13 protein-coding genes are annotated in these 14,082 nt (G+C 69.4%); 4 read left to right on the top strand and 9 right to left on the bottom strand.

Annotated elements, in window-relative coordinates; all coding sequences use genetic code 11:
- Positions 1-5: 5 nt before the first annotated feature.
- Entirely contained in the window at positions 6-1,757 is a 1,752-nt protein-coding gene (locus ACG00Y_RS19190; protein ID WP_394481611.1) for a ShlB/FhaC/HecB family hemolysin secretion/activation protein, read from the bottom strand.
- Positions 1,758-2,341: 584 nt separating this feature from the next.
- Here ACG00Y_RS19190 and ACG00Y_RS19185 point away from each other — a divergent pair.
- The 4 genes from ACG00Y_RS19185 to ACG00Y_RS19170 all read left to right on the top strand — a co-directional run bounded on the left by ACG00Y_RS19185 (position 2,342) and on the right by ACG00Y_RS19170 (position 6,765).
- Positions 2,342-3,832, top strand: a complete 1,491-nt coding sequence (locus ACG00Y_RS19185; protein WP_394481609.1) for a hypothetical protein — start codon at positions 2,342-2,344, stop codon at positions 3,830-3,832.
- A 24-nt stretch (positions 3,833-3,856) separates the two neighbouring features.
- Complete coding sequence (locus ACG00Y_RS19180) at positions 3,857-4,480, top strand: hypothetical protein (protein WP_394481607.1); 624 nt, start codon at positions 3,857-3,859, stop codon at positions 4,478-4,480.
- Between the two features lie 88 nt (positions 4,481-4,568).
- Entirely contained in the window at positions 4,569-6,164 is a 1,596-nt protein-coding gene (locus ACG00Y_RS19175; RefSeq protein ID WP_394481605.1) for an esterase-like activity of phytase family protein, read from the top strand.
- Positions 6,103-6,765 carry a biliverdin-producing heme oxygenase gene (locus ACG00Y_RS19170; RefSeq protein WP_394481604.1) on the top strand — a complete coding sequence of 221 codons (663 nt, stop codon included), beginning with the start codon at positions 6,103-6,105 and terminating at the stop codon, positions 6,763-6,765. The genes ACG00Y_RS19175 and ACG00Y_RS19170 overlap by 62 nt, the downstream gene beginning before the upstream one ends.
- Here ACG00Y_RS19170 and ACG00Y_RS19165 read toward each other — a convergent pair.
- The 8 genes from ACG00Y_RS19165 to ACG00Y_RS19130 all read right to left on the bottom strand — a co-directional run bounded on the left by ACG00Y_RS19165 (position 6,762) and on the right by ACG00Y_RS19130 (position 14,080).
- Positions 6,762-8,897 carry a GAF domain-containing protein gene (locus tag ACG00Y_RS19165; RefSeq protein ID WP_394481602.1) on the bottom strand — a complete coding sequence of 712 codons (2,136 nt, stop codon included), beginning with the start codon at positions 8,895-8,897 and terminating at the stop codon, positions 6,762-6,764. The two genes, ACG00Y_RS19170 and ACG00Y_RS19165, sit on opposite strands and share 4 nt — an antisense overlap.
- Before the next feature lie 2 nt (positions 8,898-8,899).
- Entirely contained in the window at positions 8,900-10,324 is a 1,425-nt protein-coding gene (gene ppsR, locus ACG00Y_RS19160; protein ID WP_394481600.1) for a transcriptional regulator PpsR, read from the bottom strand.
- A gap of 137 nt (positions 10,325-10,461) precedes the next feature.
- Positions 10,462-11,583 (bottom strand): photosynthetic reaction center cytochrome PufC, encoded by a 1,122-nt coding sequence (gene pufC, locus ACG00Y_RS19155; RefSeq protein ID WP_394481598.1) that lies wholly within the window; start codon positions 11,581-11,583, stop codon positions 10,462-10,464.
- Positions 11,580-11,726, bottom strand: a complete 147-nt coding sequence (locus ACG00Y_RS19150; protein ID WP_394481596.1) for a hypothetical protein — start codon at positions 11,724-11,726, stop codon at positions 11,580-11,582. The genes pufC and ACG00Y_RS19150 overlap by 4 nt, the downstream gene beginning before the upstream one ends.
- Positions 11,726-12,703 carry a photosynthetic reaction center subunit M gene (gene pufM, locus ACG00Y_RS19145; protein ID WP_394481595.1) on the bottom strand — a complete coding sequence of 326 codons (978 nt, stop codon included), beginning with the start codon at positions 12,701-12,703 and terminating at the stop codon, positions 11,726-11,728. Before pufM ends, ACG00Y_RS19150 begins: the two co-directional genes overlap by 1 nt.
- 12 nt (positions 12,704-12,715) lie before the next feature.
- Complete coding sequence (gene pufL / locus ACG00Y_RS19140; RefSeq protein ID WP_394481593.1) at positions 12,716-13,540, bottom strand: photosynthetic reaction center subunit L; 825 nt, start codon at positions 13,538-13,540, stop codon at positions 12,716-12,718.
- Between the two features lie 118 nt (positions 13,541-13,658).
- On the bottom strand, positions 13,659-13,844 hold the full coding sequence (pufA, locus tag ACG00Y_RS19135; RefSeq protein ID WP_394481591.1) for a light-harvesting antenna LH1, alpha subunit: 186 nt from the start codon (positions 13,842-13,844) through the stop codon (positions 13,659-13,661).
- Between the two features lie 11 nt (positions 13,845-13,855).
- Entirely contained in the window at positions 13,856-14,080 is a 225-nt protein-coding gene (locus ACG00Y_RS19130; protein ID WP_394481589.1) for a hypothetical protein, read from the bottom strand.
- Positions 14,081-14,082 lie beyond the last annotated feature (2 nt).

The following is a 14,082-nucleotide window of genomic DNA, read 5'->3' as shown; positions in this document are numbered from 1 at the left end:
CGAGCTCAGAACTGCGCCGTGACGGTGACGAAGGCGCGGGCGTTCTTGTCGCCCCGCGTCCTGACCTCGGTATTGATCGGCTTGGCGATTTCTAGCGTCGCGAAGACGCTGCGGTTGAGGCTGGCGCGCACACCGCCACCGGCCGAGGCCAGCTTGGGCCGCGTCACCGGCGCACCGCCGTCGGCGGCCCAGACACGGCCGGCGTCGACATAGCCGTAGAACTGCACGTTGTTCGACCAGACGGCCGGCACATGGCGCAGCTCGACCGTCGCGGCCAGGCCGTTGTCGCTGGAGACCTCGCCGTCGTCGAAGGCACGGCCGAAGCTGGCGCCGCCCAGGCCGATCTCCTCGCTGGCCAGCAGCGGACGGCGGCTGAGCTGGCCGGTCAGGCTGGCAACCAGGCTGGTGCGCTCGCCGAACTGCTGCAGCCGGGTCAGGTCCAGCGTCAGCTTGGTGAAGTCGCTGCGGCCGTTCACGCGCGAGGCCAGCGCCGAGCCGTTGGGCGAGGCGCCCAGGCCCGACAAGCCCTGGTGCAGCGTGCCGCGCACGGTGGTGATGCCGTTGAAGCTGTCGCTGCGGTCGTAGCTCAGGCCTGCGCGCACGATGCGCAGGCGGTCGCGGGTAAAGCCGGTGCCGGCGATGTCGGTGCTGACGTCGCGCACCTCCAGCTGGCCCATCGCGCGCAGGTTCTCCTCGCGGCCGCGCAGCAGCGGGTGGGTGAAGGTGATGAGGCCGCTGCTCACGCGGCTGCGTACATCCAGCGCCTCCAGCTCACGGCCCGGCTTGGAGCGGGCATGCGACAGCGCCAGGCCCAGCATGCCGCCGGCATCGGTGACGAGGGCGTCGTAGCCGGCGCCCAGCGAATGGCTGCGCTCGAAACGCAGCGAGCTGCGGGCATTCAGGCTGAGGCGGTCGGCGCGTTCGCCCAGGCCGTTCCAGGCCAGGCTGGCACTGACCTGTCCGTCGCCGAGGTAAGGCGAGATGCGGTTGTCCAGCGTCGCCGAGCCTTCCATGGCACGGCGCTCGACGCGCACGACGAGCAGCGAGCCGCCGACCTCGCCGGGGGCCTGCTCCAGCGTGCCGCGCACGGTGATGCCGGGCAGGTCGTTCGCGAGCAGCAGGCGGCGCTCGATGGCGGCCAACGTCACCGGGCGCAGCCCGCGCAGGCTGCCCATCAGGCGCTCGACGGCGGCGCGCGCCGGGCCGGTGTCGCCCTGGTAGACCAGGTCGGCCACGAAGCCTTCGACGACGACGATGCGAAAGCGCCCATCGGCGACGGTCTGCTGCGGCACGATGACCCGGGAGGTCACGTAGCCGGCATTGCGGTAGCGCAGCTCGATGGCGTTGGCGGCCTCGAACACCTCGGCCACCGTGACCTCGCGACCCAGCAGGCCGGCGTAGAGCGGCCGCAGCGCGTCGGCGGGGAAGGCGGTCGCGCCCTCGATGAGCAGCTCGCGCAGCGCGAACTTCGCCTCCTTCGCGCCGGGCGGCGCCTCGGCGGCCGAGCTGCGCGGCACCTCGATGCGCGGCATGCCCAGCGAGGGCTGCGGCATGACCGGGGTCAGCGTGCCACGGCCCGGCTCAGCGCCGGGCGGCAGCTGCGGCGGCGTGGTCTGCGCCACAGCCGATGCCAGGCCGCAGGCCAGCAGCGCGGCCAGCGCGGGGCGGGACCAGGGTGCGGCACGGACGGGGTCGGAAGGGGAGGAGGTGCGGACGGTCGAAAGGCGTGGCTGGCTCGCGGCGGTCAACAAGATCATGGGGGCACCAGTTCAGAAAGTCGGCTGTCCCTGCGGCGGATGCCGCCAGGGCTTGAGAAGTTGCCGGGGCTGTCGGAGCTGCTGTCCGAGCGCACTTCACCACCAAGCACCATAGCCAGGCTCGGCCCGCTGCATTGGCAACAACTGCGACCGGAACACGCCGCAATTTGCCCTGCAACAGAAGGCCGGGAAACCCGGCCCGGAGCGCCGCACGCGCAAAACGACGGGCGCGCGACGCCGAACCTGACAAGGAAAAAAGCTTACGGCGCTTGCGCTGGCCGTCTGTGTCAGCCGCGCCGAGCTTGCGCACCAAAACGTGCAGTTTTGCCGGCCATCGCTGAACGGCTTCGCGGCATCGGGCAGCGCGGAACAACAGACCCTTTCCCTCTGCGCCCTCGCTGCTCTCGCCGCCCTCCTGCCGGGCGCCTGCCAGAAACGCAAGCCCGAACTGGCCAAGGGCGCCCCGCCCGAGGTGGGCAACGATGTGAATCCGGCCTTGTCCGCAGCTTTGAGGATGCGCCCGAGGCGCCTGCTGGCGACCCTAGGCGCCGCGCCTCAAGCGCCGGGGCGAAGGTTGAGTTGCCGTGCCTCACGCAATCTATCGTCCCCATCCTCGCCAGAAGAACCAGGCGCTGATCCAGTCGCTCGTCCATCCGACCAGCAAGAACGCGATGTTCGAGGCCTGCACCGCGCACCGCCAGGACTTTTCTCCGAGCCTCTATCTCGAACTGGACTGGCAGCGCTTGCGCCCGGATCTCACTGACCGGAATCACCAGCAGATCCTCGACTTCATCCACAACCTGCTCTTCATCATCGGCTTCCCGACCAACCTGACGGCCCGCGACCAGGGCCTCGGCGGCATGTCCCTCAGCCGCGCGGAGGCCACCACGCTGGCGCCGATCTACGACGCGTGGCAAGACACGTGGATGAGCCCCGAAGGGCAGCGCGTGCTCGATGCCTTCGACCGCTTCGCTGCAGGCCTTCGCACCGCGCCTCGGCGCAAGGTGGAGGTCGAAGCGCGTGTGACTGCACTCCAGCGCCTGGACGAGGCCTTGGCCAAGCTGACCGACGCGCGCAGCCTGGCTGCGGTGGTCGATCAGGTGCTCTGCAACGCGCTGTTCGCGTTCCTGGACATCCCGTGGACCCGGCGACCGATCCGGGCCTTGCTGGTTCACAACAGCGAACCCGGTGGCTTCATCTCGGTCGTTCCGGCGAGCCTGCGCTCGGCGCAGGAACCCCGGGCGCTGTCCGCTCACCTGCGTCGGCAGGCAGACAAGGCGGTCGCTCCGGGAACCGAGGAATGGGCGGCACTGCTGAAGGCTGCGGCCGACCGGATCGATGCTGTCGATCCGATGCGCCTGCGCGGTGATGACGGCGAGTGGACCGCCAGCTTCGGCCCCTGCGGCCGCTGCGCCATGTGGTTCGCGAGCAGGACGGCTGCGGCCCTGGACGACCAGGTGAGCTACGCGCAACGCCTGGGCAACCACATCGTCTACCTGCCGCAGCACCTGATGGTCAGCCGCTGCCCCTTCTGCGGGTTTCTCGCACCGAACAATGTCCCGGCCCTGTTCTTCTCCGAGGCGCGGGGCCAGGTGGTCTACCTGGCGCCCACCAATGGTTCGATGTCGGCAGACCAGGCCATCGCGTTCTGGACGCCTGCCATCGTCGACCTGCAAAAGCGCTACCTGGCCCGCCGTGGCGGCGCTGCGAGCGAGAGGTTCCGGGCCGCGCCCGAGCTGGTGACGCACGACGTGGTCGGGTTCTTCTATGCGATACAGATGGGCGAGACCATTGCGGAGGACCACGTGTTCAACCTGGTCGGGTTGGCCGATGGCTCGGCGTTGATCTTTGACGGCGAAAAGCGCTTTGCCCGGGTGGTCACGCCCATCGAGGCGCAGATGCTGCGATCACAGAACCGCACGGAACCCTGCGCGCCCGCGGCCGCAGGGCCGGCGGCCAAGCTGGGACGCATCCTGACGCTCGAAGAGGTGGACGGGCTGCTCAGAGAGATGGCCATGGCCAATGACGACTTCAGCGCCAGGCTGGCGGGCCTGAAGACGGCCATGGCCACTTGAACCGGGACGGGAAGGAAAACCAGGATGCTTGACTTCATCAACTCGAAGACCGGGGCGTTCGCAGCCATCAGCACCGTCGTCGCGCTCGCCTACGCGCTGTGGCGGTTCTGGACCGAATACCAGAAGCGCGAGGCCGACAAGGTGGACGCTGACAAGAAGCGCTCTCTCGCGGCACAAGGGCTGGCAATCGCCGACGTTCACCTGTCGGCGCTGGACCCGGCGGCCAATGCCTGCAGGCTGCAGTTCGTCGTCACCAACATGGGGTCCGCGCAGCACATCATGAGCACGCTGCGTCTGCATGTCACCGCACGGCGTGAGATCGACACCTCCGCGCCCAGCGTCACCATGGCGCCCCTCAACGTGCATCAGCATCGGGTGTGCCTGCTGCCCGACAAGGACGTCTACGACATCCGGGAACGGGTCTTCGACAAAGACAACCCGCCCTTGACCTTAGCGCACGCCGAGACGGAGGCCTTCGTGGTCAAGCTCGTATCGGAGGAGACGATGCGCTTCGTGTTCTACGTCGAGGTCGGCTGGTACGCGGCGGCCGAACCCGGCAGGACCGGGACAGGGCGGACGGACTCGCTGGAAGTCGCCTTCCCGAAGCGGATCAGCGTCGGCCCCATGCAAGGCAGCCTGGGGACTTGACGGCGCGGACTGCGTTTCGATCAAACCAGCGTCACGCCGCCGTCACGTCCGTTGCGCACGATGCGGTCTTCATTGCTGGAGAGAACCCGTGCGCCTCAAGATTGCCCTCATCGCTTCGATCTGCGCCGCCGTTGCCGGCGCGTCGCAGGCCCAGACCCTGACGCTGAACGGCACGACGCTCGTGGTGCAGGAACTGGCGGGTGTCGGTCGCCTGGCGGCCAACCTGCGTGACGAGCATGGCGAGACCTTCGGTTCGATCTCCGGCCTGGTGGCCGACAAGTCGACCTGGGCCAGGACCGGCAACACCTACAGCGGCATCTTCTACGCCTCCCCGGACCGCGGCTACAACGTGGCCGGCACCATCGACTACACGGCGCGCGTCAACCAGATCGCGCTGAGCTTCACGCCCGCTGCCGCCGGCAGCACCGGGCTGGCGCAGAACCAGATCGGGCTCAGCCTGACCCAGTCCACGCTTCTGTACGAGACGCTGGCCGGCGGCGGCACGCGACCGTTCAGCGGGCTGGACCCCGTGCCGGGCGGCGTTGCCACCGGCGGTGCACGCCCGGCCATCGGCTCGCTGCCGCAACTGCCCCAGGCCCACAACGGCAAGCTGTCGCTGGACGCCGAAGGCATCGTCATCCTGTCGGATGGCTCGCGCCTGATCAGCGATGAGTACGGGCCGTCCATCTACCGCTTCGCCGCCAATGGCCAGTTCCTGGGCGCCCTGCCCGTGGCCGCCTCGGTGCGCCCGGTGCGCAACGGCGTCAACGACTACAGCTCCAACAACCCGACCGTCGGCCAGCCCGCGCCCAGCCCCGCCAACCCGACGGCCGGCCGGGCGAACAACCAGGGCTTCGAGGGCCTGTCGCTGTCGCCGGACGGCCGCACGCTGTTCGTCGCCCTGCAGAGCGCCGCCCGCCAGGACGGCGGCACCAGCCCGGCCACGCGGGACACGACGCGGCTGTTCACCTACGACGTCAGCAACCTCGACCAGATCGCGCTCAAGGGCGAATACGTCGTGCAGCTGCCGAAATTCCAGCAAGGCAGCAACACGCTGGTCGCGGCGCAGAGCGAGGTGCTGGCGCTGTCGGACACGCAGCTGCTGATCCTGCCGCGCGACAGCAACGGCCAGAGCGTCGGCACGCAGCAGTCGCTGCTGCGGCACGTCGATGTCATCGACATCAGCGGCGCGACCAACATCCTCGGCCAGGCCGGTGAAGCGCTGGTGGCGCCGGGCGGTGTGCTCAACCCCTCGATCACGCCGGCCGCCTACAAGGCCTGGCTGGACATCAACGACAAGGCCCAGCTGAACCGCTTCGGCCTGACCAACGGCGTCACGACCGGGTTCGACAACCTCTCGGAAAAATGGGAAGGCCTGGCCCTGCTGTCGGCGCTGGACCCGACTCGCCCGGACGACTACTTCCTGTTCGTCGCCAACGACAACGACTTCGCTACCACCGACGGCTTCCAGGTCGGCTCGGCCTACAACGATGGCAAGGACCTGGACACCATGTTCCTGGCCTACCGCGTGACGATTTCGGCGGTGCCGGAGCCGGCAACGACGGCGCTCTGGTTGCTCGGCGCAGCCGCGCTGGGCCTCACGGCGCGGCGCCGTCGGGCAGATGCAGCGCCGTCTGCTGCATCATCGACGAATGAACACGGCCACCCGAACCAGCCTGTCTAGCAGGCTCAAACAGGAAACACGTCCACTGCACACGCGGGTCGAGCAAAGCGGTGTCATGGCGGCGCTGCTGCGGGGGCGCCTGAGCCTGCCCGGCTACTGCGCGCTGCTGCGCAATCTCCATGCGATCTATGAAGCGCTGGAGGCGGGCCTGGGCCGGCATCCGGTGGACGCACGGCTGTGGCGCCCGGAGCTGAGCCGCGTCCAGCCGCTTGAACAAGACCTGGACCGCTTGCACGCCACCCCCTGGCGGACCCATGGCCCCTTGATGCCGGCGACGGTCGCCTACGTCGAGCGCCTGACGCTGCTGGGCCGCACGGAGCCAGTCCTGCTGTTGGCGCATGCCTACCTGCGCTACCTGGGCGACCTGCATGGCGGCCAAGTGCTGGCCCGCCTGGTCAGCCGGCAGTTCGCGCTCGACGGGCAGGCGGGAACCGCCTTCTACGCGTTTGGCGACCCGGCACAGGTCGAGGCGCTGAAGGCGGATTTCCGCGCCGGCCTGGATGCCTTGCCATTGACCACCGAGCAGGCAGACGCCTTCGTCGCCGAGGCCTGCCAGGCCTTCCGGCTGCATCGGCAGCTGTTTGAGGAACTGGCCCGTTAGCCGCAAAAACTGCGGATCTGCGCGTACAGCCCGGCGGCGCGGCGGGTCGAGGTTTCCAGCTCCTGCAGCAGCGGCGCCACCGGCGGGCCGCCGCGCGCGTCGGCGATGTCCATCGCGGCCAGGCTGGCGTTGGTGAGGATGGCGGAGATGACCTCGTCGGCCTCGCTGGCGCCGCTCTGCGCGGCCAGGCGCAGCGCGCTCTCCAGGTTGAGCCGCGCGGTGTCGGCCCGGCGGGCTTCGCGCAGGTCGATGAGGGTCAGCACGAAGCCCAGCAGCTTGCCGTCGCGGCCGCTGACCGGCTCGGCGTGCACGGTCATGGGCACGGTGCCGCCGTCGCGCACACGCAGGTCCAGCTCGCGCCGCCAGCCATGGTGGGAGGCGCGCATCTGTTCCAGCGCCTGCTGCACGGCAGGCCCGGCGCAGAACAGCGCGCTGATCGGGCTGCCCTTGTCAACACCCTCGCCGCGCAAGGCCAGCAAGGCATCGTTGGCGAAGACGGCCTCGCCTTGCGCATTGGCCACCAGCACCGGCTCGCGCGAGCCGGCCACGGCGCCGCGGATCTGCACCAGCTGGTGCTCGGCGATCAAGAGCCGCACCGCATGCACCTGCACGATGATGTCCACCAGCGCCACACCGATGCCGCGCGCCAACGCCAGCTCGGTGGTGGACCAGGGCACGGCCGTGCCGCGCACGATCTCCGACCAGGCCGCGAACGAGCGCCGCGGCGACAGCTCCAGCGGGTTGTTGGCCACCATGGGCTTGGACGGGTCGCCGGCCCAGGTGACGCTCTGCAACTGCTCCTTGCGGAACCAGATCAGCCAGTCCGGGCTGTTGGTGGACAGGCGCACCGCCAGCACACCGCTGGCCGTGGGCGTCACGCTGGCGAGCGCCGGGTTGGCCTGGCCCACCGATGAGCAGGCAAAGGGCGCATCGCCCTGCTCCGGCTGCTGCTGCACCCAGGCCAGCAGTGCGCGCAGCTCGGGCGTGGACGGCGCCTCGCCGGTGGTCAGCACCTCGCCTTCGCAGAACAGCGCAGCGCCGGTGGCATCCAGCGGCTGCAGCAGCGTGCGCGGGTTGCGGAACAGCGCATAGCGCCAGTCGCCCTCGGTCGACGTGGCTTCCACCAGACGCTGCTCCAGCCGGCGCACCATCAGCGCGACCTGGGCGTGGGCGTAGTTCTCGATGGCCGAGATGCGCGTGGACGCCACCTCGGCCAGCAGGTCGGCCGCCGCGCGCACGGTGCAGCGCAGGTAGCGCGGCGAGTAGTGGTGGCAGGCGATCAGGCCCCACAGCTGGCCCTCGCGCACCAGCGAGGCGGTCAGCGTGGCGGTCACGCCCATGTTGCGCAGGTATTGCAGGTGGATGGGCGACATGCTGCGCAGCTGGCACAGCGACATGTCCAGCGGCGTGTCGGTGGCAGGCATCAGCGGCGACTGCACCGCGTCCACATCCACCAGCATGCGCACGCGGTTCAGCAGGTACAGCGCCCGGGCGCGCTGCGGGATGTCGCTGGCCGGGTAGTGGTGACCCAGCAGCGATTCCAGCCGCGGGTGGCGGGCCTCGGCGATGACCTTGCCGTGGCCGTCGGGGTCGAACTTGTAGACCACCACGCGGTCATAGCCGGTCAGATGGCGCAGCACCTCCACCACCGCATCCGCCAGCACACCGACCGAGGGTGCGGCGCCGAAGCGCTGCAGCGCGCCGGACAGGGTCGTGGCCAGCACGTCGGGGGCCAGGTCTTGCAGCTCGACGCCATCGGGCGCGGTCGCAGCGGGCTCCAGCTCCAGCACCAGCGCACCGTCAGACAGCCGATGCAGCGCACCGTCGAAGCGCCGCTGGGCCGGGCCCAGCCGGCACTGCAGCGCAACGGCCTCGTGCAGGTCGGCGCTGCGCTGCAGGTGCGCCACGCGCTCGGCCACGTCGCCACCCAGCGCGGCCAGCGGCCGCTGCAGCAGCGTGTCGGGCTCCACCCCCAGCAGCCGCGCCACATTGCCGCTGAGCTGCAGCACACGCAGGTCGGCCTCGGCCAGCACCAGCAGCGCGCCATGCGGCTGTACCGAACCGGCGAGGTGGATCAGCTCACGTTCGCAGTTGGTCAGGTCGGCCTGACCGAAGGCAGGTGCCGTATGCATCGTCAATTGATGAGCGGTGGCGCACCGCCGCCAGCCGGATAGCCCAGCCCGGCCAGTCCATGGCGCTGGATGCGCAGCTCCAGCGCCTCGGGCGTCATGCCCAGCGCATGGGCCGCCGCCGCACGCTGGCCGCCGGTGCGCAGCAGGGCACTCTCGATCAGCTGCCGCTCGGCGCGGTGGGCCACTTCGACCAGCAGGTCGGCCAGCGGCACGCGGCCGACCTGGTCCAGCAGCCCGGCCAGCACATCGTCGCCCGCCAGGTGCGCCGGCAGGCGCAGTCCCGGGCGCAGGATGAAGCCCAGGCAGGCCTGCTCGCCCTCGGCCATCAACGCGGCCGACACGCGCACGCTCTGCGGGCTGCCGTCCAGCGAGCCGACCTCCAGCGCCGCGTTGGACACCATGCCGGCACCGCGCACGCGCGCCACCAGCCGCGACCAGCCGCCGTCGGCGTCCAGCAGCAGGTTGGACAAGGCCTGGCCGCGCAGCCGCGTCTCGTCGGCCTGGCGTGTCAGGCGCAGGAAGGCCGGGTTGGCCATCAGGATGCCGCCCGACGCATCGGTGATGACGACCGCATCGGGGGTGGTCTCGACGAACTCGGCCATGCGCGACAAAGCCAGGCTGTCGACGGAACCGGCGGTCGCGTCATCGTGGCGGGCGCGCAGCAGGATCTGCTGCTGGTCGTCGGCCAGGAAGGGCGTGGCCGAGATGTCCAGCACGCCGGGCAGGGCCGGCGCGCGCACGCGGATCTCGCCGGCGCGGCCGGTGCTGCGGGCGTTGGTCAGCAGCTCGGCCACCGCCGCGCGCGCCGACGGGGGCAGGCTGTCGGTCAGTGGCCGGCCCTGGATGAGGCCCAGTTCATGCCCCAGCAGCAGCGCGCTGGCGGCGTTGGCCTCCAGCACATGCAGGCTGCCGGCGTCGATCACCAGCACGGCGTCGTTGGCGACCTGGAACAGCAGCTGGTAGCGGTTCTCGGCCTGGCGACGGCTCCAGTAGTGGCGCTCCATGTCCTGCTGCGCCTCGACGAAGCGCTGCTGGATGGCCGCCACCGCGCGCAGGTCCCGGCCCACGGCCAGCACCGGGCCATCGGCGCCCAGGCGGATCGCGGACCAGGTGACGGGGAGCTCCTCGCCGCCCTGGGCGGGGTGACTGACCTCGCGCCGGCGCGACGCGGTGCCGCTGCTGGCGACTTCGTCCAGCAGGGACTGGATCTTGGGGCGGGTGCTGGCGCTGACGGTGTCGACCCAGCGCTGGCCTACCCAGTGACCACAGCCATGGGCCTGCACGGCCGCGCCCTCGGCCACGGAGGAGATGACGCCGTCCTTGTCGATGACCAGCGCGATGTCGCTGGCAACGCGCGCAATCGTCGTCGCCAGCTCGGTGGCCAGCGGCGACAGGGCGCTGAGGTCGGGGGCGGGAGGCGTGGACACCGTGGCAGTCTCGATCAGGTGATGGCGCCACCGGGCGGCTCGCGGCCCAGTGGCGCCATGCATTTTGACAAACGCGCTGATCGTAGGCGCCTGCGGCGCCGCCCTCCCCTGGCTAAACCCTGGGCGGTGGGTGCGGTTCAGCCCGGCGCAGCCGCCGGCTTGGTCTCGGTCTCGGCTGCGGGCAAGGTCTGCAGCGCCTTCATGTCATCGGCCGTCAGCGCGGCCACGCCCGACGCCGCCGTGGCAGCAGGCATGGCCTTCACCAGCAGTTCCGGGTGGTGCTTGGCCATCTCGGCGCCGTACAGCGGCTTGTGCGCACCCTGGTGGCAGGTGGCGCAGTTGACCTTGGCGACGTCGCCGCCCGGGCCCAGGCGGTTGGCCGGGAAGGCGGTCGTCAGCGGCACCATGAACTCCAGGTTCAGCTCGCGCGCCATGCGGATGCCATGCCAGGCACTCAGCCGCGGCGGCGAGCTGTTCTCCCACGAGCCCAGCGAGCGGGTGTTGTGGCATTGCGTGCAGTTGACGCCCAGCGATTTGGACATGTGCATCATCAGCCCGTAGGTCCACTCGGCCTGCTTGGTGGACTGGCGATTGCCGGCCGGCAAGGCCTCGGTGCCGGCCACACGGATGTTCTCGTCGCCAAGCAGGAAGGGCGTGAACGGGTCGTTGGGCAAGGCGCTCAGCCCGACGCTGTCGGCCGGCGCGTTCTGCCCGGCCTTTTCGCCGGCGAAGTCGTTGGCGCCCTTGGGCAGCAAGGGCTGGAACCAGACTTCCTTGGGCACCGGCTCGCCGCGGTGGCAGGTGAAGCAGGTGACGCCGGTCTTGGCGACATGGGATTTCCAGTCGCTGTTGATCTTCTGCGTCATGACGAGCATGCGCCGCGCCACCACCTTGGTGTAGAGCGAATCGTCGGCGAAGTTGGCCGCGTTGTGGCAATGCACGCAGCCCTGCTTGGGCGCGACCCAATTGGTCATCGCCACCATCGTGCGGTTGAACTCCGCCACGCTCTGGTTGCCCAGCACCTGGACGTTCTGGTAGATCTGGCTGGCCTTGGGGCCGTCGGGCGAGGCCGCATCCAGCGGCGCGGGCGCCTCGTTGCCGGCGGCCTGCTCGGCCAGCGTGCGAGGGTTGTAGACCTGCTCCATGCCGGTGCCGCGGTAGCCCCGCTGCACGGTTTCGACGGGGGGCCGCTCGCAGCCGGCCAGCAGGGCGCAGGTCAGGGCCAGCAGGCCGAGCAAATCGAGATTGCGGCGGCTCATGCTTGCACTCCTGGCTGCGCGGACGCCGGGCGGTGGGCGGGCAAATGAGCCTGGATGCTGAGGCCCACGGCCGGTGCGCCCAAGGCCTGACTCAGGCTGGCCCACAGCGGCGCAACCCAGCGCTTCAGTTGTTGACGGCTCATCACTTGACTCCCAGCAGTTGCAGGGCGGGGTCCACCACCGGCGGGAACACGGCCGGATACATCGGCGCCAGGCCGTGCTTGACGCCCCAGAGGTACCAGTTGTCCACCACGGTGCCGGTCAGCAGGATGCCGATGCCGCCGGTCAGCGGGCACAGCACCGCGAACCACCAGGCCCAGCGGTGGATGGACTCCATCGTCGCGTTGAAGCCCATGGTCCAGCGCCAGAACAGGGCCGCGCGTTCGCTGGCGGTGCCGCGGTCGGTGATCTGCTCGATCTCGCGCTCACCGCCGAAGCGGCTGACCGCCAGGATGGTGGCGCCGTGCATCGCGAACAGCAGCGTCGACCCGTACAGGAAGGCGATGCTGAGCATGTGAAAGGGGTTGTAGAACAGGTTGCCGTAACGCAGCGAGAAGGCCGCCGTCCAGTCCAGGTGCGGGAAGATGCCGAAGGGCACCGCCTCGCCCCAACTGCCCATCAGGATGGGGCGGATGAAGCCCAGCACCAGGTAGAGCCAGATGGCCGCCGCGAACGCCCAGGCCACGTGCGTGCCCATGCCCAGCTTGCGGGCGCGGCGGTACATGCGCACCCACCAGAGCAGGATGGACATCGTCAGGAAGAAGCCGGCCAGCAGCCACCAGCCGCCCTGGTTGAGCGGCGGCAGGCCCAGGCCGTAGGCGGGCGGCGGCGGCTCCAGTGCCAGCCAGAACAGCTGACGGGCGAACTGCACCGGGTCCCAGCCGACCGAGGCCCACATGTTCAGGCCGATGATCTCGATGGCGATGAAGCCGCAGATCAGCGAGCAGATGCCCAGCCAGCCCAGGTAGATGGGGCCGATCTGCGCATCGCCGAGGCGGCCCAGCCAGTGCACGTGCAGGCCCTTGCCCTCGCGCTGGTACTCGTCCCGGCCCAGCGGCACGCCAGGGTAGGAGGGTGCAGTGACCTGCACGCTGGTGAAGAGGTTCTGATATTCAGCCATGTTTTGTGCTCCTCACTTCCACACCGGCAGGTTGAGCCACCAGCTCCACCATTCGGGCCAGCCACGCGTCCAGAAGGGGCCGCTGATGACGATGCAGACGGCGCTCCAGAAGCCGGCGGACAAGGCCAGGAAGAGGCCCAGGCGGTGGATGCCCAGCGTGCCGATCGAGTAGCCGATGGCATCGCGGAAGAAGGTGTTCTCGTGCTCGGGCGTCTTGACCACCTCGCCCTTGCCGGGGTTGGTGGCCGACAGGATCAGCGCCCCGTGCAGACTCAGCGCGAAGGTGGTGGCGAAGAAGAAGCTCACCGCCAGCATGTGCGCCGGGTTGTAGTGGAAGTGCAGGTACTGGTAGCCCGTGTTGGACACCCAGTCCAGGTGGCTCATGATCCCGTAGGGGAAGCCATGGCCCCAGGCGCCCATCAGCAGCGGCCGGATGATGACCAGCGTGACATAGGCCAGGATGGCCACCGAGAAGGCGAAGGGCACGTGGTAGCCGATGCCGAGCTTGCGGCAGATCTCGACCTCGCGCAGCGCCCAGGAGATGAAGGCCCCGGTGGCGCAGACGGTGATCAGCTGCCACAGCCCGCCCTCCATCAGCGGCGCCATGCCCAGCCCGTATTTCAGGTCGGGTGGCGCGATGCTGATCTGCCAGAGGTTCCAGGTGCCACCCTGCGACGCGCCCCACACGATCAGCAGGATGCCGACCAGCGAGAAGAACGCCGTCGTCACACCAAAGAACCCGACCCAGAACGGACCGACCCAGAAGTCGAACAGGTCACCCCCCAGCAGGGTCCCGCCGCGGACGCGGTACTTTCGCTCGAAGTTCAGCATGGACATGCTTGCCACCCCCACAGTCGCAGCAACGACAAGGCCGCTGCGCCTGAGTTCATTCGAATGGGTACGCCGGGCCCTGAGGCCGGCGCACCGCGAGTTGGGCCTTGCGGCCCGGCCGGGCCTACTTGGGCGCAGGCGCCGGCATGGCCGAGTTCTGGCTCACCGCCTGCGTGCGCGGTCCGTCGAGCCAGTTGAACTTGTTGGTACTCAGCAGCACGAAGTGAATCACCAGTGCCAGTACGAACAGGAAGGCAAACAATGCGACCAGCGCTCGGCGCGGGTCGAACAGCAACCAGATCTTCCACATGCTTTTCTCTCCTAGTTCAGGTGGGACAGGAAGGTGTAGACACCCGACCGCACACCCTTGATCAGCGATTTCTCGCCTTCTGCGCCAGGCAACCACGTGCGCCACTTCAGGAACAGCACCTGAGCGACGAGCGCGATGAAGAACACGAAGACAAAACTCATGAAGAACAAGGCCTCATAGGTCTTGGAGTCCTGCAACGCAGCGTTGCTCACAGGGACAGTCGTGATCTCAGCCATGG

The sequence above is a fragment of the Pelomonas parva genome (assembly GCF_043555835.1).
Classification (GTDB): domain Bacteria; phylum Pseudomonadota; class Gammaproteobacteria; order Burkholderiales; family Burkholderiaceae_C; genus Pelomonas; species Pelomonas parva.
Note: the sequence above shows the minus strand (reverse complement) of the source record. Positions and strands in the feature narration are given on the sequence as shown.